Origin of the sequence: Myceligenerans pegani (assembly GCF_014892515.1) — a bacterium.
GTDB classification, from domain to species: domain Bacteria; phylum Actinomycetota; class Actinomycetes; order Actinomycetales; family Cellulomonadaceae; genus Myceligenerans; species Myceligenerans pegani.
Genome location: NZ_JADBGR010000061.1, coordinates 1 through 21,583 on the forward strand (window position 1 = coordinate 1; position 21,583 = coordinate 21,583).

At 68.0% G+C, this 21,583-nt stretch carries 22 protein-coding genes; 11 read left to right on the forward strand and 11 right to left on the reverse strand.

Translation table 11 applies throughout. From position 1 onward, the window contains the following. The coding region (locus tag IIE03_RS06450; RefSeq protein ID WP_192861926.1) for an AbgT family transporter at positions 1-625 on the forward strand (625 nt) is incomplete at its 5' end. A gap of 105 nt (positions 626-730) precedes the next feature. Here IIE03_RS06450 and IIE03_RS06455 read toward each other — a convergent pair. Then, positions 731-1,369 (reverse strand): HD domain-containing protein, encoded by a 639-nt coding sequence (locus IIE03_RS06455; protein WP_192861927.1) that lies wholly within the window; start codon positions 1,367-1,369, stop codon positions 731-733. A gap of 155 nt (positions 1,370-1,524) precedes the next feature. Continuing rightward, positions 1,525-2,379 carry a helix-turn-helix transcriptional regulator gene (locus IIE03_RS06460; protein ID WP_192861928.1) on the reverse strand — a complete coding sequence of 285 codons (855 nt, stop codon included), beginning with the start codon at positions 2,377-2,379 and terminating at the stop codon, positions 1,525-1,527. A 126-nt stretch (positions 2,380-2,505) separates the two neighbouring features. Here IIE03_RS06460 and IIE03_RS06465 point away from each other — a divergent pair, with 126 nt between their 5' ends. The 3 genes from IIE03_RS06465 to IIE03_RS06475 are packed head-to-tail and all read left to right on the forward strand — an operon-like array spanning position 2,506 to position 4,978. After that, positions 2,506-3,255 (forward strand): SDR family oxidoreductase, encoded by a 750-nt coding sequence (locus IIE03_RS06465; protein ID WP_192861929.1) that lies wholly within the window; start codon positions 2,506-2,508, stop codon positions 3,253-3,255. A 27-nt stretch (positions 3,256-3,282) separates the two neighbouring features. Then, entirely contained in the window at positions 3,283-4,023 is a 741-nt protein-coding gene (locus IIE03_RS06470) for an SDR family oxidoreductase (protein WP_192861930.1), read from the forward strand. A gap of 46 nt (positions 4,024-4,069) precedes the next feature. After that, the gene (locus IIE03_RS06475) at positions 4,070-4,978 is read left to right on the forward strand and encodes an SDR family NAD(P)-dependent oxidoreductase (protein ID WP_192861931.1); all 909 of its coding nucleotides are present in this window, start codon (positions 4,070-4,072) and stop codon (positions 4,976-4,978) included. Positions 4,979-5,118: 140 nt separating this feature from the next. Here IIE03_RS06475 and IIE03_RS06480 read toward each other — a convergent pair whose 3' ends face one another. Both IIE03_RS06480 and IIE03_RS06485 read right to left on the reverse strand, forming a co-directional pair. Continuing rightward, a complete protein-coding gene (locus IIE03_RS06480) occupies positions 5,119-6,129 on the reverse strand; it encodes a GlxA family transcriptional regulator (protein ID WP_192861932.1) in 1,011 nt (336 codons plus the stop codon). 15 nt (positions 6,130-6,144) lie between these two features. Then, positions 6,145-7,203 carry an aspartate-semialdehyde dehydrogenase gene (locus IIE03_RS06485; protein WP_192861933.1) on the reverse strand — a complete coding sequence of 353 codons (1,059 nt, stop codon included), beginning with the start codon at positions 7,201-7,203 and terminating at the stop codon, positions 6,145-6,147. Between the two features lie 257 nt (positions 7,204-7,460). Between IIE03_RS06485 and IIE03_RS06490 the strand changes: the two genes are divergently transcribed. The 3 genes from IIE03_RS06490 to IIE03_RS06500 are packed head-to-tail and all read left to right on the forward strand — an operon-like array spanning position 7,461 to position 9,785. Further along, positions 7,461-7,928, forward strand: coding sequence for a Fur family transcriptional regulator (locus IIE03_RS06490; RefSeq protein WP_318842839.1), 468 nt, complete (start codon positions 7,461-7,463; stop codon positions 7,926-7,928). Next, a complete protein-coding gene (locus tag IIE03_RS06495) occupies positions 7,928-9,394 on the forward strand; it encodes a catalase (RefSeq protein ID WP_192861935.1) in 1,467 nt (488 codons plus the stop codon). Before IIE03_RS06490 ends, IIE03_RS06495 begins: the two co-directional genes overlap by 1 nt. Then, positions 9,384-9,785, forward strand: a complete 402-nt coding sequence (locus tag IIE03_RS06500) for an ankyrin repeat domain-containing protein (RefSeq protein ID WP_318842840.1) — start codon at positions 9,384-9,386, stop codon at positions 9,783-9,785. The genes IIE03_RS06495 and IIE03_RS06500 overlap by 11 nt, the downstream gene beginning before the upstream one ends. A gap of 59 nt (positions 9,786-9,844) precedes the next feature. Here IIE03_RS06500 and IIE03_RS06505 read toward each other — a convergent pair whose 3' ends face one another. Next, complete coding sequence (locus IIE03_RS06505; protein ID WP_192861936.1) at positions 9,845-10,765, reverse strand: alpha/beta hydrolase; 921 nt, start codon at positions 10,763-10,765, stop codon at positions 9,845-9,847. A 171-nt stretch (positions 10,766-10,936) separates the two neighbouring features. On the opposite strand from IIE03_RS06505, the gene IIE03_RS06510 reads away from it, so the two are divergent. After that, positions 10,937-11,806: a helix-turn-helix domain-containing protein gene (locus IIE03_RS06510; RefSeq protein WP_192861937.1), complete on the forward strand. Its 870-nt coding sequence runs from the start codon at positions 10,937-10,939 to the stop codon at positions 11,804-11,806. A gap of 19 nt (positions 11,807-11,825) precedes the next feature. On the opposite strand, the gene IIE03_RS06515 is transcribed toward IIE03_RS06510, so the two are convergent. Then, complete coding sequence (locus tag IIE03_RS06515; protein WP_192861938.1) at positions 11,826-12,278, reverse strand: winged helix-turn-helix transcriptional regulator; 453 nt, start codon at positions 12,276-12,278, stop codon at positions 11,826-11,828. A 90-nt stretch (positions 12,279-12,368) separates the two neighbouring features. On the opposite strand from IIE03_RS06515, the gene IIE03_RS06520 reads away from it, so the two are divergent. The 3 genes from IIE03_RS06520 to IIE03_RS06530 all read left to right on the forward strand — a co-directional run bounded on the left by IIE03_RS06520 (position 12,369) and on the right by IIE03_RS06530 (position 15,453). After that, the gene (locus IIE03_RS06520) at positions 12,369-13,586 is read left to right on the forward strand and encodes an MFS transporter (protein ID WP_192861939.1); all 1,218 of its coding nucleotides are present in this window, start codon (positions 12,369-12,371) and stop codon (positions 13,584-13,586) included. A 39-nt stretch (positions 13,587-13,625) separates the two neighbouring features. After that, the gene (locus IIE03_RS06525) at positions 13,626-14,228 is read left to right on the forward strand and encodes a TetR/AcrR family transcriptional regulator (RefSeq protein WP_192861940.1); all 603 of its coding nucleotides are present in this window, start codon (positions 13,626-13,628) and stop codon (positions 14,226-14,228) included. Positions 14,229-14,586: 358 nt separating this feature from the next. Then, a complete protein-coding gene (locus IIE03_RS06530) occupies positions 14,587-15,453 on the forward strand; it encodes an AraC family transcriptional regulator (protein WP_192861941.1) in 867 nt (288 codons plus the stop codon). Here IIE03_RS06530 and IIE03_RS06535 read toward each other — a convergent pair. Genes IIE03_RS06535 through IIE03_RS06555 form a run of 5 tightly spaced genes read right to left on the reverse strand, consistent with a single transcriptional unit; the run spans position 15,426 to position 21,576 of the window. Next, positions 15,426-16,388 carry an aldose epimerase family protein gene (locus tag IIE03_RS06535; RefSeq protein ID WP_192861942.1) on the reverse strand — a complete coding sequence of 321 codons (963 nt, stop codon included), beginning with the start codon at positions 16,386-16,388 and terminating at the stop codon, positions 15,426-15,428. The two genes, IIE03_RS06530 and IIE03_RS06535, sit on opposite strands and share 28 nt — an antisense overlap. Continuing rightward, a complete protein-coding gene (locus IIE03_RS06540; protein ID WP_318842841.1) occupies positions 16,385-18,529 on the reverse strand; it encodes an alpha-galactosidase in 2,145 nt (714 codons plus the stop codon). The genes IIE03_RS06535 and IIE03_RS06540 overlap by 4 nt, the downstream gene beginning before the upstream one ends. A gap of 2 nt (positions 18,530-18,531) precedes the next feature. Further along, the gene (locus IIE03_RS06545) at positions 18,532-19,395 is read right to left on the reverse strand and encodes a carbohydrate ABC transporter permease (RefSeq protein WP_192861944.1); all 864 of its coding nucleotides are present in this window, start codon (positions 19,393-19,395) and stop codon (positions 18,532-18,534) included. After that, positions 19,388-20,317: a carbohydrate ABC transporter permease gene (locus tag IIE03_RS06550; protein WP_192861945.1), complete on the reverse strand. Its 930-nt coding sequence runs from the start codon at positions 20,315-20,317 to the stop codon at positions 19,388-19,390. Before IIE03_RS06550 ends, IIE03_RS06545 begins: the two co-directional genes overlap by 8 nt. Next, entirely contained in the window at positions 20,314-21,576 is a 1,263-nt protein-coding gene (locus tag IIE03_RS06555) for an ABC transporter substrate-binding protein (RefSeq protein ID WP_318842842.1), read from the reverse strand. The genes IIE03_RS06550 and IIE03_RS06555 overlap by 4 nt, the downstream gene beginning before the upstream one ends. Between the last annotated feature and the right edge of the window lie 7 nt (positions 21,577-21,583).

Here is a 21,583-nt window from a genome sequence, read left to right on the forward strand (position 1 = left end):
CTTCCTGGACGGGATCGCGGCCGTGGTCGCCGTCCTGTTCGCGGTCGTGGGTGTCGTCTACGGGTGGCGGTCCGGAGCGATCTCGAAGGCCTCCGACGTTCCCAAGCTCATGGCCGAGGGCGTGCGCCAGATGGCACCCGTGCTGGTCCTCTTCTTCGCGATCGCCCAGTTCCTGCAGTACTTCGACTGGACCCACATCGGCGACGTCGTCGCCGTGAACTCGGCCGAGGCGCTGCGCACCAGCGGCGTACCGATCTGGGTGGTCTTCCTGGCCGTCCTCGCCCTGCTGTCCGTGGTCAACATCCTGGTCACCAGCGGTTCCGCGATGTGGGCGATCGCCGCCCCCGTCGTCGTGCCGATGCTGATGCTGCTCGAGGTGCCCGCGGAGACCACGCAGGCACTGTTCCGCATCGCCGACTCCGGGTCCACATCGATCACGCCGATGAGCCCGTACTTCATCATGGCTCTCGGCTTCCTCCAGCGGTACCGCAAGGACGCCGGGATCGGCACCCTCGCCTCGTACACCCTCCCGCTGGCCGTATGCATGACACTCGCCTGGACACTGCTGTTCTTCGCGTGGTGGACACTCGGCATCCCGCTCGGCCCCGGAGCACCCGTGCGGTAACCGACGGACCGCGACGGGCAGGTCAGAAAGGAATTCTGACCTGCCCGTCCGTATACCGCACTGCGTCGAGCACCGCGCGGCGACGTCGTACGGCGGCGGGCCGGTCTACTCCGGCCAGGCGCTGGACCGGATGACGTCTACGAAGTTCTCGCGCTGAAAAGCGGGGTCGAGGTGGGCGAGGACGTCGTCGTTCATGGTGCCGAACGTCGTCTGAGGTCGGTCGCACATGCCTTCGTAGAAGGCGCGGATGATCTTGTTCTTGAAGTCGGGCCGTGGGTGAGCGGTCGTGACCTCTGCGCGCTGTTGCTCGGTGATCTGGTCGAGGTCGAGGCCGAGGACATCGGTCTCGACGCCGAGGGTGACGACGGCGGTTTCGGGGGCGAGGTGCATGGGGACCTCGGGCGTGGTGTGCAAGGCGATCGCGAGCCAGACGTCGCGGGCCTCCTTCTCGGAGCGGCCGTGGTCGCGGAGGAACGCATAGGCCGCCTCCGCGCCGTCGAGCTCGAAGCGCCGGTCGGTGGTGCGATAGGCGCTGGTCAGCCCGAGGTCGTGGAAGAGCCCGCCGACGTAGGCCAGTTCGGGATCCACCTCGATACCGCGAGCCTTTGACTTGAGCATCCCCCACAGGAAGACGCGACGTGAGTGGTTGAAGATCGTGTCGTCGGCGGCGCCGCGGACCAGGGCGGTGGCATCGCGGACGAGAGCGGTGTCGGGAACGCTGATCCCGGCGATCGTTTCAGGCATGGGGCTTCCTCGGAAGGTGTCTGAGATTGGTGTTCGAACTGGGCCGTCCAGTGGACGGTCGACACCACCTTCGACGTAGCACCGCCGACCCCGTACGTGTCTTGACTGACCGGCACCCCACAGATTCGGACATGCCGTCACGGGGGATGCTGCCGTCATGCCTCCTGGGCCGGCGAGACGAACTGCTCGTGACCGAGGATGCGGAGGAGGGCAAGCTTCTCGGCGGCTTCCGTGCGGGGAGGGGCGGAGAGGATGAGGAGTGTCTGGGACTGGTCCTCGGTGAGCAAGGCCTGGCAGTCGAGATCCATCGCTCCGACCTCGGGATGCAGCAGCGTCTTGTGGTCGTCGAACCGGGTCGCGACCTCGTGCCGCTGCCACAGATCGCGGAACTCGTCGCTCTCCTTGCGCAGGGCGCGGACGAGGTGCCCGGCACGCGAGTCGGCGCCGGCCAGCCCATAGGCGAGGCGGAGGCTTGCGACGTGTGCGCGGCTCTGGCGCGGGTGATGGTCCGTGGGGTAGACGGCGCGCTCCGCGGGGTCGGTGAACCACCGGTAGATGCCGGAGCGCGCGAGGCCGGTGAACCGAGTGCGGTCGCCGAACAGCGTGGCAGCGAGGCGGTTCTGCACGAGGGTCTCGGCGAGGCTGGACAGCACGAGGGCGGGGGTGTGGTCGAGGCAGTCGAGCACTCGCTGCAGCTGAGGCGCCACGTGCGTGTCCAGCGGGGTGCGTCCGGGGGCGTTGTGCCCGCTGATCCGGTAGAGATGGTCGCGTTCGTCGGCGGTCAGGCGCAACGCCCGCGCGAGGGCACCGAGCATCTGCTCCGACGGCTGCGGACCGCGGCCCTGCTCGAGCCGGGTGTAGTAGTCCGAGGACATTCCCGCCAGGTCCGCGACCTCCCCGCGCCGAAGCCCCGAGACTCTGCGACGGGCACCGACGGAGACACCGACGTCCTCCGGGCGGAGATGCTCACGGCGGCGACGGAGGAAATCGGCGAGTTGTTGACGATCCATGTGTTTCATCATGCGTGGCCAGCGACAGCAGAGGGAGGGATCCCAAGTCCTACGACGACCGGTCCTCTCGTGCCCACGCGAACCGGGGCGGACAGTGAAGTCATCCGATCGAAAGGAAGCCCCATCATGCACACCTCGGGCAACACCGTCTTCATCGCCGGCGCGACCCAGGGCATCGGTCTCGCGCTCGCCCGCCGATTTCAGGAGGCCGGGAACACGGTGATCATCGGCGGCCGCAGGACGGAGATCCTCGAGCGACTCGCGGCCGAGCACGGCTTCGAGACCGTCACCATCGACGTCACCGACCCTGCCTCGATCCAGACCGCCCGCGACCAGGTCCTGGCAGCCCACCCAGAGCTCAACGTCCTCGTCGCGATGGCCGGCATCATGGTCGCCGAGGACGTCACGAAGCCCGATTTCGTGGAGATCGCGCAGCGGACCGTCGAGACGAACATCCTGGGCACCGTGCGACTCATCGCGGCGTTCACCGAGCACCTTCAGGCCAGGTCCGAGTCGACGATCGTCACGGTGTCTTCGGGGCTGGCGCACACGCCCCTGGGCATCACGCCCAGCTACAACGGCTCCAAGGCCTTCATCCACCTGTTCAGCGAGACCATCCGCCTCCAACTTGCCCGGTCGAGCGTCAAGGTGGTCGAGCTGTGCGCTCCGGCTGTACGCACCGAGCTGATGCCTGGCGGCTCCCAGGTGGAGGGCTTCTACCCGCTGGAGGACTACATCGAGGACACCTGGGCGATCCTCTCCTCTCAGCCGGACGTCACCGAGGTCGTCATCGACCGCGTCAAGCCCTTGCGCTACTCCGAGGTCGAGGACCGGTACGCCGCGACCGTCGAGATGCTCAACTCCCACGCCCACTGATCGCACAACCGAACAGGAGAAAGACCCATGTCCAACACGCCAGGCTCCCGTGTCGCCCTTGTCACCGGTGGCAGCGGCGGTATCGGCCAGAGCGTCGTCGAGCGTCTCGTGGCCGATGGCTTCGCCGTCGCCGTGCACTACGCCGGCAACAAGCAGAAGGCCCAGACCCTCGTCGAGAAGGTCACCACCTCGGGCGGGCAGGCGATCGCGGTCGGTGGCGACGTCGCCGACGAGAACGCCATGGCGAGCGCCTTCGACGCCGTCGAGCAGGCGTTCGGTGGCGTCGACGTCGTCGTGAACACCGCCGGCATCATGATCCTGTCAACCGTCGCAGAGCTCGACCTGGCCGATCTGGACCGGATGCACCGCACGAACATCCGCGGGAGCTTCGTGGTTTCCCAGCAGGCCGCCAAGCGTGTCCGCTCCGGCGGTGCCATCATCAACTTCTCCACCAGCCAAACCCGGATGCAGCATCCGACCTACGCCCCCTATGCGGCCTCGAAGGCTGCCGTCGAGGTACTGACGCTGGTCCTTGCCCGGGAACTGCGTGGCAAGGACATCACCGTCAACGCCGTCGCTCCCGGTCCGACAGCGACGGCACTGTTCCTCGAAGGGAAGGACCAGGCCACGATCGACAGGCTTGCCGGGCTTGCTCCCCTCGAACGCCTGGGAACCCCAGAGGACGTCGCCGAGACCGTCGCCCACCTCGCCGGGCCCGCCCGCTGGATCAACGGCCAGACGATCTTCCCCAACGGCGGCATCGCCTGACGCCTGTCCGCGAGACCCCGCAGCAACGAACGAAAGGATCGAACTCATGGCCGAATCGACGAAGAGCGTCGTCCTCATCACCGGCGCCGCGACCGGCATCGGAAACCTGACCGCCCGTGCCCTGGCCACGGCCGGGCACACGGTGTACGCGAGCATGCGCGACATCACCGGCCGCAACGCGCAACGCGCCGAAGAACTGATCCAGCTCGGGCAGCGTGAAGGGCAGGACCTGCGGGTCGTCGAACTCGACGTCACCTCGCAGGAATCCGCCGACGCCGCTGTCGCGACCATCCTGAACCAGGCGGGTCGCCTCGACACCGTCATCCACAACGCCGGGCACCTCTTCGTGGGATATGTCGAGGCATTCACCGCGGAGGACGTCGCCCACCTGTTCGACGTCAACACGATCGGCGTGCACCGCGTCAACCGTGCGGCCCTTCCCCACCTGCGTGAGCGGGGCTCCGGGATGCTCCTGTACGTCGGAAGCACCACCTCGGTCGTCATGCCACCGTTCCTCGGGCCCTACGTGGCCTCGAAGACGGGTGCCGACGCGCTCGCGCAGGTGACCGCGTACGAGGTGAGCCAGATCGGCATCGAGACGACCATCGTCATGCCCGGCCCGTTCACGCAGGGCACCGAGCACTTCCCCAACGCCAGCCACGCCGCCGACACAGAGCGCGCCGCGGGCTACGCGAAGCTCGATCCTCTGGTGGCGCGCAACGAGGAGGCGACGGAGAGCCTCTTCCCGGCAGACGTCGACGCCCACCCACGCGCGGTCGCCGAGGAGATCGTCCGCGTGCTCGACCTGCCGGCGGGGCAGCGGCCCTTCCGTACCGTCGTCGACTTCAGTCAGGCCGGAGTCGAGGAGGTCACCGACGTCATGTACAAGGCGCAGGAGGAGTTCGTCACCCGGCTCGGGTTCGGCCAGCTCCTGCATGTCACACGGCAGAGCTGACGCCAGGCGATCAAGAGAGGGAAGCGACGATCACACCCCGTCGTTCGTGATCGGGCAGCCGCTCGGACGACCGGTCAGGCGGCCCCGCCTCGATGGAACAGAGCGATGCGTCGAGGCGGGTCGCCGTCGGGCTTGGGCGACTACTCCGCAGAAGGAGCAGGAACGCCGGTAGAGGGGAACTCGCCGGACCACGCCGTGCGGAACTGGCGCTGGTGACGGCTCGGTGGCAGCCCGTACTCGCGCGTGAAGACCCGTCGAAAGGTCTCGGCGCTGCCGAAGCCGCTCAGACGGGCCGTCTCCGACACGTTGCGTCCCTCGTCGAGCAGGGTCCGTGCGCGCTCCAGGCGCATCTGCTCGACGAAGCGCGACGGCGAGGTGCCGAGTTCGGCAGCGAACTGCCGCCGCAGGTGTCGGGCCGTGACGCCCGCCCTCGCAGCCAGGGAGTCAACGGTGTGGTCGGCGGCCGGGTCGTTCACGATGGCATCGACCGCAGCCTTGAGCACCGGCTGTTGCGGGATCGGCGCGCGCAACGGCGCCGAGTACTGCGACTGGCCGCCCGGACGCTGGAGATACAGAACGAGCTCCCGGGCGATCGTGCGTGCGAGCCGTGGTCCGTGGTCGGTCTCGACGAGCGCGAGAGTGAGGTCCATACCTGCTGAGACGCCGGCCGAAGTCAACACATCGCCGTCGGCGACGTAGATCGCATCTGGTAGAACTTCCACCGCCGGGAATGCGCGCCCCAGCAACGTCGCGTGTCGCCAGTGGGTCGTCGCGCGTCGGCCGTCCAGCAGCCCCGTTCGGGCGAGGACGAACGCGCCTGTGCACACCGATGCCACCCGCCGCGCCAGAAAGGCCAGCTGGCGCGCCGCGTCCAGGAGTTGTGCCTCGATCGGCCGATCGACCAGGCGATCTCCGCCGGCCACAATCAGCGTGTCCACCCGGTCGACAGTCGTTGCGGCACCGGCGACATCCAGCCTCGTGCCGATCGAGGTCGTGACCGCTTCGCCGCCTGGTGAGACGAACCGCAATCGGTAGTCCGCACCGGCGCGGTTCGCCTCCGCGAGCACCTCGGCGGGCCCGGACACGTCAAGCAGCTTGACGCCATCGAAGACGAGGAAGACGACCTCGTGGGAAACAGGGGAGGCGGGCATGTGTCTCCTTCGACATCAAGAGGCGCGAACGCGCATCCGCGCGTGCACCAGCTCGGCGAGCTGGACGGCGTTCAACGCCGCACCCTTGCGCAGGTTGTCGCCGCTGACGACGTAGCTCAGGCCACGCCCGCCGGGCACTCCGTCATCGCGACGCAGGCGCCCCACCAGCGTCGTATCAGCTCCTGTCGCCCGCTGCGGCGTCGGAACCGTGGTCATCTGCGCACCAGCCGTTCGGGCCAGCAGGGCACCCGCCTCATCGACACCGATCGGCTTGTCGAACTCCGCGTTGACCACCATCGAATGGCCCGTCAGAACCGGCACGCGCACGCAGGTCGCGCTCACCGGCAGGTCGGGCAGATCCAGGATCTTGCGGGTCTCGTCGCGTAGCTTCCGCTCCTCCGTCGTCTCCCCACTGCCGTCGCTCAACAGCCCACCGGCGAATGGAACGACGTTGAACGCGATTGGTTCGGCGAACACGAGCGGGTCCAGCCTCTGCGCGGCGCGACCATCGTGCACAAGCCGCTGCGGCCCGTCGCTCATCAACCGGGATGTCTGCTCGAGCAACTCGTCGCTGCCGCTGCGGCCCATGCCGGAGACCGCCTGGTAGGTGCTGACGACGAGGCGACGTAGCCCCGCATGCTCGTGCAGCGCCTTCAGCCCCGGCATCGCGATCATCGTCGTGCAGTTGGGGTTGGCGACGATGCCCGGCCTCGCGCGCAGCAGATGCCCGTTGACCTCGCTGACGACGAGAGGGACCTGCGGATCCGAACGCCATGCACTGGAGTTGTCGATCACCACGGCCCCGGCCTCGGCGAACCTCGGAGCATGAAGACGGGCAGCCGCCGCGCCGACGGAGAACAGCGCGATATCCACTCCGGACGGATCAGCCGTGGCCAGGTCCTCGACAACCACGGGGCGTCCTGCATCGTTCAGAACGGAACCGGCCGACCGCTCGGAAGCGAAGAACCGGACCGACGCGATCGGGAAGGATCGCTCCCGCAGGATCGCGCGGATCAAGCTGCCGACCTGGCCTGTGGCACCGACGACCCCGACACTCACGCCCTCGCTGTCCATCACGCTCGCCTCTCCGCCCATCTGTTGTTCATGCTGTGCCGCCTGCCTGCCGATGGGCCCGGGCATCCGAGGGGCACGGCCAGACTAGATGGCTCACTTTCAAACCGCAATCCAGGCGTGCGCGGGTTACGCGAAGGCCGAATGTGTGGGCTTCACGTCCGGATCTGTGCTGGGCGGGCGAGGGAGCACGACGAAGACTGGAACGGGTCCAGACAGGAATGGCCAACGTGCCCGAGCGACGAGAGGAGCGTGTGGTCGTGAGCGACACCTCCCACGCCGATCACCTGCGGCGCCACGCCCTGCGGGCGACAAGGCAGCGAGTCGCGGTGCTGAAGGCGCTGGAGCGTTACCCGCACTCCGATGCGGCGTCCTTGGCAGACGTGGTGCGGCGGGACTTCGTCACGATCTCCCATCAGGCCGTGTACGACGTCCTCGCGGCCCTGGTCGAAGTGCGACTGGTACGCAGGATGGACCTCGCCGGGGCTGCGGCGCTGTACGAGATCCACGACGGCCAGGACCACGGCCACGCCGTCTGCCGCATCTGCGGATCCGTCTACGACATCGACATCGACGCGGGCGCCGTGGGCCATCCGGCGCCGGGCTTCATCGTCGAGGCGGTCGACGTCGTCTACCGCGGAACCTGCCTGACCTGTACGTCTGCGGCTCCGGGCTCGAACCCGCGTCCGGGCAACCGCATCCAATCCGCTACTACCAAGGAGCACTGATGACATTCGCGGACAACACCCAGCCGCTGACCACGGCCGCCGGAGCGCCCGTCGCCGACAACCAGAACAGCATGAGTGCCGGGCCGCGCGGCCCGCTGCTGCTTCAGGACGTCTGGCTGATCGAGAAGCTCGCCCACTTCGCCCGTGAGGTGATTCCTGAGCGGCGCATGCACGCGAAGGGCTCGGGCGCATTCGGTACCTTCCGCGTCACGGGAGACATCAGCCAGTACACGAAGGCCGCGATCTTCAGCAAGGTCGGCAACGAGTGCGAGATGTTCGCCCGCTTTTCCACCGTCGCCGGGGAGCGCGGTGCGGCTGACGCGGAGCGCGACATCCGCGGTTTCGCGCTGCGGTTCTACACCGAGGAGGGCAACTGGGACGTCGTCGGCAACAACACCCCCGTCTTCTTCCACCGCGACCCGCTGAAGTTCCCCGACCTCAACCGCGCGGTCAAGCGTGACCCCCGGACCAACCTGCGCGACCCGGAGAACAACTGGGGTTACTGGACGAACCTGCCCGAGTCCCTGCATCAGGTCACGATCACCATGAGCGATCGCGGCATCCCGAAGTCGTATCGGCACATGCACGGCTACGGGTCGCACACCTTCAGCCTCATCAACACCGCCGGCGAGCGTCACTGGGTCAAGTTCCACTTCCGCACGCAGCAGGGGATCGAGAACCTGACCGATGCGGAGGCTGCGAACGTCGTCGCGCAGGATCGCGAGTCCCACGGCCGGGACCTGTTCGAGGCCATCGAGCGCGGCGACTTTCCGAAGTGGACGGTGTGCGTCCAGATCATGCCGGAGGCCGACGCAGCGACCTACCGGTTCCACCCGTTCGACCTGACGAAGGTGTGGAGCCAGAAGGACTACCCGCTGATCGAGGTCGGCGAGTTCGAACTCAACCGCAACCCCGACAACTACTTTGCCGACGTCGAGCAGGCTGCGTTCACGCCGGCCAACCTGATCCCTGGCGTCTCGTTCAGCCCGGACAAGATGCTGCAGGGGCGGCTCTTTTCCTACGGCGACGCCGCCCGCTACCGGGTCGGGGTCAATCACCACCAGATCCCGGTGAACTACCCGCGGGCCGCGAAGGTGGTCAACACCTATCACCGCGACGGCGCCATGCGTGTGGACGGCAACCAGGGCGGCGTGCCAGGGGTCGAGCCCAACACCTTCGGCCGCTGGTTCGATCAGCCCGCCTACGCCGACCCGCCCCAGGCGATCGGGCCGAGCGCCGACCGCTTCGACTTCCGGGAGGACGACGATGACTACTTCACCCAGCCGGGCGACCTCTTCCGGCTCATGACCACTGACCAGCAGCAGCGGCTCTTCGAGAACACCGCTCGTGCGATCAAGGGCGCCCGGCCACAGACGGTGGAGAAGCACATCGACAACTGCACCCAGGCCGACCCGGCCTACGGAGCGGGCGTTCGCCAGGCCTGTGAGGCGATCGGTGCGCTGTGACCACACAGGGCCGCAGGTCTCCCCGCCCCCGCTGACGCCCGAGGAACAGACCCGGATCCAGGCGGTGGTCGCAGATCTGGCCCGCGAAGGAAGAACCGCCGTGCTGGAGCAGTTCCTCGATCGCGGTCTCTCGGCGGACCAGCAGGACTCTTCCGGCAACTCACTGCTCATGCTGGCCGCCTACCACGGACACGCAGAAACCGTTGAAACGCTCCTGCGACGCGGGGCAGACCCCGACGTCTGCAACGCCCGCGACCAGTCCCCGATCGCCGGAGCCCTCGTCAAGGGCGAGAGCGAGATCGTGGACCTCCTGCGGGCAGCAGGGGCGAGCCTCGACATCGGGGCGCCCACGGCCCGCGAGGTGGCCAAGATGTTCGGGCGGCGGCTGTGACAGCGCTGGGCCGCGGCAGGCGCCGGCGCGGCCCAGCGTGGTTCACCTGTGGCGCGGGTTCAGCGAGGCAGCGCATCGGCGAAGAAGGCTGCGATCTTCTCGACCGCCGGGGTGACGTACTGCACCTTGTCGTAGAGGTCCACATGGCTCGCGCCGTCGATCCAGTGAAACTCTTTCGGGCCGATCGCCATCTGGAAGGCATCCACGCTCATCCAGGACGTCACGGCCCGGGTGCCCACGACCATGAGGAGTGGACGCTGTCCGATCAACGGGACTGCGGCGAACCCGTCGAACGTGGCCATCTTGTCAATGCTGGTCCAGTCGAAGAACGCCGCAGACCGGGGGTGCCGGGCACGGGGCGTGCAGTAGTACTCGAAGCCCTCGGCGCCGTGCTCGCCACCTATCTGACGGGCCCGCTCGATCGTCCCCGGGAACAGCATGAGCGCACCTGGATCCTCACCGCGAGCTGACGCCGTACGGGCCTGCGCGGCAGCGTCCAGCAGGCTGTGGAAGACGGCCGGGTCCTGGGCACCATCGGCGCCGAGACGGAACTGGCGGCCGATGTCGACCGCGCTGACCGTCGCAACGGCGCGCACGCGGTGATCACTTCCGGTGGCCGGCAGGACGTAACCGCCCGAGGCGCAGATCCCAAGCATCCCGATGCGGTCGGCATCGACCTCGGGTCGCGTCGTGAGGAACGAGACCGCCGCCTTGTGGTCCTCGATCCGCTGCCCCGGATCCTCCAGGCCGCGTGGTGTCCCGCCGCTCTCGCCCTGGTAGGCGGCGTCGAAGGCGAGCGCAACGAAACCGCGTTCGGCAAGGCTGGCGGCGTACAGCCCCGCCGCCTGTTCTTTGACCCCGGACCCCGGGTGCCCGACCACGAGCGCTGGCAATGGTCGGCTCGTGACGGGATCCGGAAGGTGGAGATGCCCTGCGATGTCGATCCCGGCGCTGTCGAACGTGACGTCGATCCTGGTCATGTCGTATCCCAATCCGCTCAAGTGGGTGAGGAAGTTCGGCTCGTCCTCGCCCGTGCTCGGTTGTCGATGTCCAACCTGGGACGCGGCAACCGATCGCACCAGTCGCACGTTTGTGCCGGGGAAGGAACGTTCCCTCCCAGGGGCGGGTGGCGGGTGCGCAGAATGGTGTCCATGGCCGCCGCACAGGAATCACGGGAGCTCGGTGCCTACCTCAAGGCACGCCGCGCTCAGCTACAGCTGCACGACGTCGGGCTCCCTGAAACCGGCGGCCGTCGTAGGGTCACCGGGCTTCGACGCGAAGAAGTCGCTCTGCTGGCCTCGATCAGTGCCGACTACTACACGCGGCTGGAACAGGGGCGCGTGCGCGCCTCCGTTGCCGTGCTGGCCACGCTGGCCCGGGCACTGCGGCTCGACGAGGACCAGCAGACCTACCTCTACGAACTCGCAGGCACGCCGAACGCCCGGCCCCGCCGCCGGAGGGCGACACAGGCCATGCGCCCCCCGCTGCGACGGCTCCTCGACCAGCTCGAGACCGCACCGGCACTCGTCCTGGGCAAACGGATGCACATCTTGGGCTGGAACCGCGCGGCGACGGCGCTGTATACCGACTTTGCCGTCATCCCCCCAGTCGAACGCAATTATGTCCGTCTGTTGTTCACCCACCCCGCGATCCGTGCCATGCACATCGACTGGGACCATGACGCGCGCGACGCCGTCGCCGCACTGCGCATGGCGGCGGCGACGGATCCCGACGACCCCGACCTCGCGCGACTGGTCGGAGAACTGTCCGTCGTCTCCAGCGCCTTCAGCACCTGGTGGGCCGAGCACCGCGTCAGCTCGGTCAGCTCCGGGACCAAGCGCCTTCGGCATCCCGTGGTCGGCGACCTCACGCTGGATTGCGACACCTGGGACAGCCCCGACGGCAGCGGGCAGCGGCTGGTCATACTCACAGCGGCTGCCGACACGCCCTCGGGCGACGCGCTCCGGATCCTGCTGTCCTGGGCGCCGCGGGAGCCCGGCCCGACCGGTGCCGAACGATGATCAGGCCCGGCCGCCGCCGTCAATCGGGTGCACGACGCGCGACCAGTTGGGCGGGGGCGACCTCCTCGCCGCTCGCGGTGACGAAGGCCAGGCGCGCCCGTACGCCGGTGTCCTCGACGGAGAACGCCGGTGACGTGCCATCCGGCCGTGGGCGGAACGTCCGGCCCCAGTCGCTGAGGGCACCGATCACCAGTGTGAGGCCGCGTCCGGCTTCGGTCAGGACATAGGCATCGCGGGACCGCGAGCCCGGTTCCTGGTACGTCTGCCGCCTCATCAGCCCGTCCTCGACGATCTTCTCCAACCGCTTGGACAGGATGTTCGGCGCTATGCCAAGAGCGTCGCGAAAGTCCTGGAATCGCGTCGCTCCGGTGAGCAGGGACTCGCGGATGATGAGCAGTGTCCATGTGTCACCGATCGCTTCGAGGCTGCGCGCGATCGAGCATGTCGACTCCTTGCCGAGCGTCCGTGCCATGTGCCCCAGCATAGATCGGTGACTTGCAGATTGCTACCCAGGTAGCTAAGTTGCCATATGGAAGTCAGCGGTCGGGCGTAGGGGAGATCTGTGCCGACATTCAGTATGCGAACCAGTTTCTGGGTGGCCGGTGTCGTCGTGGCGCTGGCCCTGTGGACGAGTGCCTGTCCGACCATGGCGAATCCGCTCTACCAGTCGGAGTGGGGCCTGTCGACCACGATGATCACCTGGGTCTTTGCCGCCTACCCGCTCGTGCTGGTCCCGGTCCTGATCCTGTTCGGCGATGTATCCGACCACATCGGGCGGCGTTCCTCGATGGCACTCGGTCTGCTCGCCGAACTCGTTGGCGTACTGCAGTTCGTGCTCGCGAACGACGTGGGGTGGCTGATCGTGGGCCGGGCCTTCATGGGACTGGGCGTGGGGCTGTCACTCAGCCCGGCGAACGTGGCGATGGTCGAATTCAGCGCTCCGGGGAACGAGGGGCGAGCCAGTGCCGTCGCCACCGGTGTCTCCTCGGTCGGTATCGCTCTTGCCATGCTGATCGGCGGAGTCCTGACCGAGTATGCGCCGTTCCCGCTTCGGCTCCAGTTCATCGTGCTCGCCGTCGCGATCGTCGTCGGCCTCGTCCTGATCTGGGGACTGCCGTCCCACACCCGCGGTGAGACGGCCGAGCGCTGGCGGATCCGGGCGATCATCATTCCGCACGGCAGCCGCGGGATATTTCTCGCCGGTGCGGTCGCTGTCTCCTCTTCGTTCCTGCTCGGTGCGATCGTGCTGCCGCTCGGGGCGAGGATCGCCCAGCAGCTGGCCGGATCCACCAACGCGCTGGTCACCGGCACGTTGCTATCGGTCTTCGCGATCTTCATTGCCCTGACCTCGGTTTGTGCACGCCGTCTGGGCGAATGGGCTCTTGTTCTCATGGGGGCGGCCGGGTCGATCGCGGCTGTGTGGCTCTACGTCGTCACCGGAACCTTTCACTCGCTGATGCTCTTCTTCCTCGGCTCAATGGCGGCCGGCGCCGCATACGCCTTCAACTTCGCCGGTGGGCTGACGATCCTGAGCAGGTACGCGGCGCCGCATCACCGCGCCAGCGTGGTTTCTGGCGGCTACCTCGTCGGGTACGTCGTCCAGGGCGCCGGCGCTCCATTGGTCGGATGGATGGTCACCCGCAAGGGCCTCATGAACGGCCTCGTCGACGCGGCCGCGATGTTCAGCCTGTTCTTCGTCTTCGTCATCGTCTGCGCAATCGCCGCATCGGTGGCGGTCAGGAGGACGGCACGCTCCGAGGAGCGCTTGGCCGCGTCATGAGAACCAGAAGGAGACGGTATTTCACCATGGACCTGAGCGATGGCCTGGGACACTGAGGGCACCAAACGCAAGATCCTCGACGCCGCTGTGACCGAGTTCGCCGCCAAAGGCCCCGACGGCACGACGATCGAGCGGATCGCAAGATCCGCGGGTGTGAACAAGGAGCGCGTCTACAACTACTTCGGGGACAAGCGTGACCTGTTCGCCGTGGTGCTGCGTGCCGAGCTGGCGAAGATCGCCAGCGCCGTGCCGGCTGAGCCCTTCGCGATCGAGGACATCGGCGGCTATGCCGGACGCGTCTTCGACTATCACCTCGCACACCCCGAACTGAGCCGGCTCCTGCGCTGGGAAGGGCTCACCTTCGACGACGAGGTGCCCGGTGAAACCCTGCGGCGCGAGCACTACGAGCAGAAGGCGGCGGTGGTCGCAGGTGGTCAGGCCGAGGGCGCCGTCACCGGCCAGGTCGATGCCGACCACCTCATGTTCCTGATCCTCTGCGTGGCTGGGTCCTGGTCTGCCTCGCCGCATGTCGCACGCATGATGACCGGTCCGGAGAGCGACTCGGAGAACGCTCGCCGCCGCGCCTCGGTGATCCTCGCCGCACGGCGTCTGGCCGCACCTGCACGCGACATGGAGCCCTGATTGTGCGGTGCCGTACTCAAGGCCATCGACGGGTGCGGGAGGCACGGCGAACCTGCCGTCGCTACTGTCCCGTGGGGCTTTCCTTCGGGGGGAACGGGAGCAGATCCCCGCCGTCCCAGGGCGCAAAGTCGGCGCTGTCGGCGCGCCGAACGCGAGATTGCAGCGTGCGTCGCCAGGGTGGCGGCGCAGGTGCTCCTCCCAGTAGGAGATCGGAGAGCGGGCCGGATGGCGGTACTGGGCGAGGTGCGCACCGGTTTCATCGTCCATGCGTCCCAGATAACCGCCCGAGCGGGCCGCGCACCACGCCGTCTTGCCTCGTTACCTGGACGATTCACCGATCGTCGGTCAGGATGGACAGGTGCCGATCGAGGAGGGTTTCCGCGGGCAGCGGCTCGTCGTGGTGCCGCGACCAGTGGTCGCGGAGGCGTTGCGGCGACCGGTCACTCGTCGGCTCGTCGTCACGGATGCCGGCTACTACCCGCATGCTTCGGATCACCGGATGCGTCGAAAGCGCGGCACCAGTGAGTACATCGTGATCGTCTGCGCAGGCGGTGCGGGGTGGGTACGGCTCGGGCGAGAGCTGCATCGTGTCGAGGCGCGCCAGGCACTGGTGGTACCGGCGACCGTCCCCCACGAGTACGGGGCTGACGCCGATGATCCCTGGACGATCTGGTGGGCGCACCTGGGCGGTACGGATGCCGCGGAGCTGATCGAGAGCACCGGCGTGACCGACAGCAGACCGGTGGTGGCCGTCCGCGCGGTCGAGCGGGCGGTCGCGCTTCTGGACGAGATCGTCACCGCGCTGGAACGCGTCCCGTCGCCGGCGAAGATGCTTGCCGCGGCCGGTGCGGCGTGGAAGCTCCTCACGCAGATCGCCGTGGACCAGGTGCTGCCCCAGCCGGGCGACCCGTTGCAGCGTGCGATGGCGTATCTGGAGGATCGTCTGGACGGCTCGATCAAGGTCCCCGAGCTGGCTGCGCTCGTCGGAGTATCCGCTTCACATCTGACGGCGATGTTCCACCGGGCCACCGGAGGGGGAGTGCTGGCCCATCACACCGCGCTGCGCATGGCCCGAGCACGCCAGCTGCTCGACACGACGGACGCCACGATCACCGAGATCGGACGGGAGATCGGCTACGCGGACGCGTTCTACTTCTCCCGCCAGTTCCGCCGCCACCACGGCACGAGCCCGAGCGACTACCGTACGCGGGACGCCTCCGGCTGACGGCCGCACCCGGCATCGGCGTCCGGACCTGTGCGCGAAAGACGGATATTCCACGTCGTCGTCCACCGCGCGCCGGCATCGAGCCAATGCAGCCCTACGCCGCTGCGGAGGGCGTTGGGCGGCGCGGTCATCGGCTCGATCGCGATCGCCTCTCGCGGGCCGTCGTCACCAGCCAGGGCGTCGGTGATCCACAGCTGCGTGAAACGGTGGGCGCCGTCGGCGGTGAGGACTACACACCGTCCATCAGGCGCGGTGAGCGTGTGCGCGAGAGTTCGTCCTGGCGCGCTGCTCTCGTAGGTGGCATGCCGCGGGCTTTCTGAGACGAGTACGTCCGTCACCGAGCACGGCACACGTCCGACCGGCAGGTGTCGTTCGTCGAGCGGCCAGACGTGGTCCGCATCGAGGCTCATGCGCAGCCGCGCGGTGGGCACGTCGCCGATCCGCAGGTACGGGTGGGCGCCGAGCGCGACGGGGGCGCGCGTGGCACCTTGGTTGTGCACGGCGATCCTCGTGACGATGCCGCTGTCGCACAGCCGGTAGGAGACAGAGACGTCGAGCACGAACGGATACCCGTCCGGCCGCGAGATCGCGGCACCAAGCGTGACCGCGTCCTGGCGCCGTGCCCGGACCACGAAGTCGGTTGTCGTCAGCAGGCCGTGGGTGGCGTGGCCGAGGGCCGGCTCGGTGACGGTCAGGCGATGTTCACGCCCGTCCAGCCACCAGGCCGCGTCCTCGACGCGATTGGGCCACGGCGCGAGGATGGCGCCCGACATGCCGGGCGGCTCCGTGGTCATCGTGGTGGGCTCGACGAGGTCGACGTCATCGACACGCAGACTCCGCACGGCCGCCGCGCGTGGAGAGATCACCGCGGTCACGGTGTGCTCCCCGAACCGCCGGGACAGCGTGACCGGCGCGTTGTCGTCACGCGCGGTCATGCAGCGGCGTCGCTCGTCGTGACCTTCAGCAGCACGGAGCGGTCGACGTCGAGAGACGGCGCCTCGAGGCCATGCTCGGCCAGCACAGCGCCGGGCAGAGTGACGCCACCCCGATCGAGCCACGGCGGTCGCTGGCCGGCGGGCACCGCGTCGGTGATGGCCAGTTCCTCGACGCGATAGCGGCGGGCGGGGTCGAGCCCGGGCAAGTGCAGGCGGGATGGTGGCCATGCTGCGGGTCGGTGCAGGACGGCGAACTGGTACACAGCCGCCGTGCGGTCGGGCGAGACGACGCCATCGAGCCGGGTCTCGGGTGGGGTGTCGGCGTGCACGACGGTGCCCGCGTGGAGCAGCGGGCGCAGCTCTTGGTGGGCGCGGACCCAGTTCCGGACGGCCTCGAACGTGGCATCGTCGATCGCGGTGAGTTCGAGCTCGACCCCCAGGTGACCCCAGAGCACGGTCGCAGCGCGGAAGGCGAGCGGCGCGGTGCGGTGGGTGGTGTGGGACTCCTCGGCGCCGATATGGGTGCCTTGCAGCTCGGGGGGCAGCAGCAGCGTCGTCCAGCGTTGGATGTCGATGCGCTCGTGCGGGTCGTTGCAGTCCGAGTCCCAGACGCGATCGGTGTGCTCGATCACGCCGAGGTCGATGCGCCCGCCCCCGGATGCGCAGGACTCGATCTCCAGTCCTGGGTGTGCGGCGCGGAGTTCGTCCATCATGCGATAGACCTGCTGGGTCTGGCGCCGCACACCGGGGTGTCCGCCGGGACTGTGGCCGGCGTCGGTGAGGAACCGGTTGTGGTCCCACTTGATGTAGGCGATACCCAGCCGCTTCACGAGGAGCGAGATGCGGTCGCGGACCAGCGTGTAGGCGTCCTCGTGGCCGAGGTCCAGGACGTGTTGGTGCCGGGAGGGCAGGCCGGGCCCGTGCCCGGCGTCGAAGATCCACTCGGGGTGCTCGCGGGCCAGCTCGGAGTCGAGGTTGGTCATCTCCGGCTCGAACCAGAGCCCGAACTCCATGCCGAGCTCGCGGACCCGGTCAGCCAGTGGTTCGAGACCGGTCGGCCAGACGTCCGGGTCGACGATCCAGTCCCCGAGAGAGGTGGTGTCGTCGCGGCGGCCGAGGAACCAGCCGTCGTCGACGACGAACCGCTCGGCGCCGAGTGCGGCGCTGCGCTCGGCGAGGGTGACGAGCCGGTCGAGATCGTGGTCGAAGTAGACCGCCTCCCACGTGTTCACCAGCACCGGCCGTGGCGTGGCGGGGTGCGACGCTCTGGAGCGCAGGAAACGGTGGAAGCGGCTGGACAACTCGTCCAGTCCGTCACCCCACGAACCGAACAGCCATGGAGTGGTGAAGTCCTCCCCGGCGCCCAGGACGAGCTCGTCGGGCAGCAGCAACTCGCCGCCGCGCAACAGACGGGATCCGGCCGGAGTGCGTTCCGCCGCGAGTGTCTGGTTTCCGCTCCAGCCCAGATGCGCTCCCCACACCTCGCCACGGCGGAAACCGAATCCGTGCTCCCCGGCGAGCAGGACGGTGGGGGCATCCAGCCCTGGCTTGCCTCCTCGGCTCTCTCGCTCCCATCGCCCCAGGGGGAAGGCATGGCGTTGCGGTACCCGTTCGAGCGCCCACCGGCCGGTGAGGTCGAGCAGTTCATCGGCGCGGTCGGGCACGGGCAGCGCGAGCTCCAGCCGGTCCAGCCGGTATGCGGCGCCGAGGTTGCGCAGCCTGGCCCGGGACCGCAGGAGCCCGCTGGGTTCAAGGCGTAGCTCGATGGTCAGTGAAAGTTCGGACACGGTGTCAGCTGCCTCGATCGTGAGCGAGGCGGCGCCCCGGGGATCGTCGTCGTGCAGGACGCTGTCGGTGACGAGAAACTGCGGCGCCCAGGCACGGCCCGCACGTGATCCGGCGATGCCGGGGGTGCCCAGCCAGCCCTCGGCGAGCTGTGGGAGGACTGGAACGGGCTGCGGGTAGGTCACGGGGCTGTCGCCGATGGCAGGACGTGTGGACAGTTCCAACGCGTCGAGATCCTCGGGCGCGAGCACGCCGAGGTCGCGTCCCCAGTGCAGGATGCGGGGCAGGCGGTTGTCGGTGAGGGAGACGACGACGCTGGTGTCGTCGCGTCGCAGGTGGACGATGGGCGAAGCCATGGTCATCCTTTCAGGCCACTGCTGGCGATACCGGCGAAGAACTGCCGTTGCAGGAAGAGGAACACCAGGACCAGCGGCACCGTGCAGATCAGGGCGCCGGCCATCAGGGCGGGATAGTCGGTGCCGAACTGCCCCTGCATGGAGGCGAGCCCGACGGGTAGCGGCCTGGCGTCTCCGGTCGGGGTGACGATGAGCGGCCAGAGCAGGTCGTTCCACGAGTACAGGGAGGTCAGCACGGCGAGCGCGGCGACCGTGGGCCGGGCCATGGGCAGCATGACGCTCCAGAAGGTGCGGACGGGGCCCGCGCCGTCCAGGCGGGCGGCCTCCTCGTACTCCCTGGGCATGGTGATGAACGCCTGCCGCATGAGAAACGTCCCGAAGGCCGAGAAGATCCCCGGGATGGCCAGCGCCGGGATGGTGTTGAGCAGGCCGACGTCGCGGATGATCTCGAACTGGCCGAGCAGGAACAGCTGACTGGGCACCATCAACATCAGCAGGAAGATGACGAACAGCAGGTTCCGGCCTGGGAAGCGCAACCGGGCGAAGGCATAGCCGGCCAGGGCGGCCACAAGGACCTGCCCGACCACACGCATCACCAGCGACGCGGCCGAAACCCCGAACTGTGCCCAGAACGGAACCGAGTCGAAGAACGTGGCATAACCCCGCACGCTGGGCTGCTCGGGCAGAATTGTCGGGGGCAGCGAGGAGACCTCGGCGTTGGTCTTGAAGGACGCGAGGATCTCCCACACGAACGGCACGACCATGAGCGCGGCGGCGACGACGAGGATGACGTGGATGCGCCATTCACCGCGGCGGCTGGGGGCGGGGCGGCCGGGCGCGGTGGCCCGGACGGCGATGCTACTCATAGACGACCCACTTCTTCTGCAGGCGGAACTGTACGGCGGTGGCGGCCATGATGATGATCAGCAGCACCATCGCGATTGCGGCGGCATCGCCCTGACGGAACTGCACGAAGCCGGCTTCGTAGAACAGGTAGACGATGGTCTTGGAGCCGTCGATCGCGGTGTTGTTGATGCTGCCGAGCATGACGAAGACGAGGTCGAACATCTGCAGTGCGGAGATGACCGACAGGATCATCACGAAGAAGATCGTGGGGCTCAGCAGCGGCAGCGTGATTGAGAAGAACTGGCGGATCCGCCCGGCGCCGTCCAGGGACGAAGCTTCGTAGAGGTCCATGGGGATGCTTTGGAGTCCTGCACCGAGGATGATGAGGTTGATCCCGAGGGTCATCCAGATCCCGACCGCCGCGAAGGCGTAGATCGTGAACCGGTCGTCGGCGACCCAGTACTGCCCGGGGATCCCGAAGAGAGACAGGGCCCAGTTGAACAGGCCGAAGTCGCCGTTGAGGATGAACCGCCACACCATTCCCACCGCGACCGGCAGGGTCACGACGGGCAGGAAGAACAGCACCCGGTAGATCGCACGCCCGCGGGAGACCTGCTGGATGAGAGCGGCGAGCACGATGGCGATCGGAATGCCGAGCAGTACCAGTCCCGTGTAGAGGCCGGAGTTGCGCAGCGCCCTCCAGAAGTCGCCGTCGGTCAGCAGGCGGGCGTAGTTGTCGAGGCCGGTGAACTGGCCGGGACCGAACGCGGGGACGTTCATGAAGCTGGTCAGGAACGTCGAGGCGAAGGGCCACAGGTACAGGACCGCGAGCCCGATGGTGGCCGGCGCGATCATGACGAGCGCCCACCAGTCGGTGCGGTTCGACACGCCGGTGCGGCGGCGTTTCGCCGACCGCACCGGCTCTCGGGTCTGTGTGCTCATCGATCCGCGGCGAGGACCTCGTCGATGGCGGCCGCGTACTGTTCGGCTGCTTCCTCGGCGGAAGTCTCCCCGTTCCAGGCAGGCGTCAGATACTCGGTCTGCAGGCCCTGCCACTGTGCCGCGTTGCCCTGTACGGGCAGAGGCACGGCGTAGTCCACGGCGTCGATGAAGACCTGCAGATTCTCGAACTCGGGCATCGCGTCGATCCAGCCCTGCTGGGTGCCTTCGAACGCCGGAAGGACAGCTCCGGTCTCGGCCTGGATCTGCGCGGCGCGCTCCCCGCTGGCGAACAAGAGGAACTTCGTGACCTCTTCGGGGTGATCGGTCCCGGCGAAGCCGACATTGGCGATCCCGCTGGTGATGTTCGCTTGACCGGCTGGCCCGGTCGGCAGGGGCGCCACATCGACCTTCGGTCGGAACTCCTCGTTGTTGTAGAACTGCAGTGCCCAGAACGAACCCGACATGTACATCGCGACCTTGCCCTGCTCGAACATCGTCACGGCTTCCGTGTCGGATAGCTGCTGCAGGGTCGGGGAGGAGCCGTCGGCCTGCAGGTCGGTCCAGAACTTGATGCCCTCGACCGCTTCCGGTGAGTCGATCGTGGCGGTCGTGCCGTCATCGGAGATGACCTGGCCGCCGGCTTGGTAGATCGTGTTGTAGTAGCCGCCCTGTGGGTCGATCGGTGCCGCGATACCCCACACGTCATCCGTCGTGAGTGCTCGCGCGGTCTCGCGGAAGTCGTCCCACGTCCAGTCCGGCGACGGGTAGTCCACGCCCGCGGCGTCGAAGAGCTCCTTGTTGAACCAGACTCCGTTGGTGTCGAAGTCCTTCGGCAATCCGTAGATCGCGCCGTCGCCCTGGTCGTACAGATCGAGGACGGCCTGCGGATAGTTGGCCAGGTCGACCCCTTCGGACTCGACGGCGTCCGTGATGTCGAGCAGTTGCCCGCCGGCGGCATAGGGGCGGATCTGCTGGGCGAGCATCCAGAACGCGTCCGGGGCGGTGCCGCCCTGGGCGCCGGTCTGCAGCGTCGACCAGTACTGCGGCCACGGCTGCTCCTGGACCTCGACGTTGATGCCGGGGTTCTCCTCCTCGAACGCCGCGGCGATCGCCTCCATCGCCGGGGTCTGGGTTCCTGCCCAGACGCCGTAGGTGATGGTGACCTCACCGTCGTCTCCTGTCGGGCCGCCGGAGCAGCCCGTCAGGAGCGCGCCGGTGGCGATCAGGGCCGCGGTGGCCAGGACTTTCTTGGTGCGCACGGTTCTT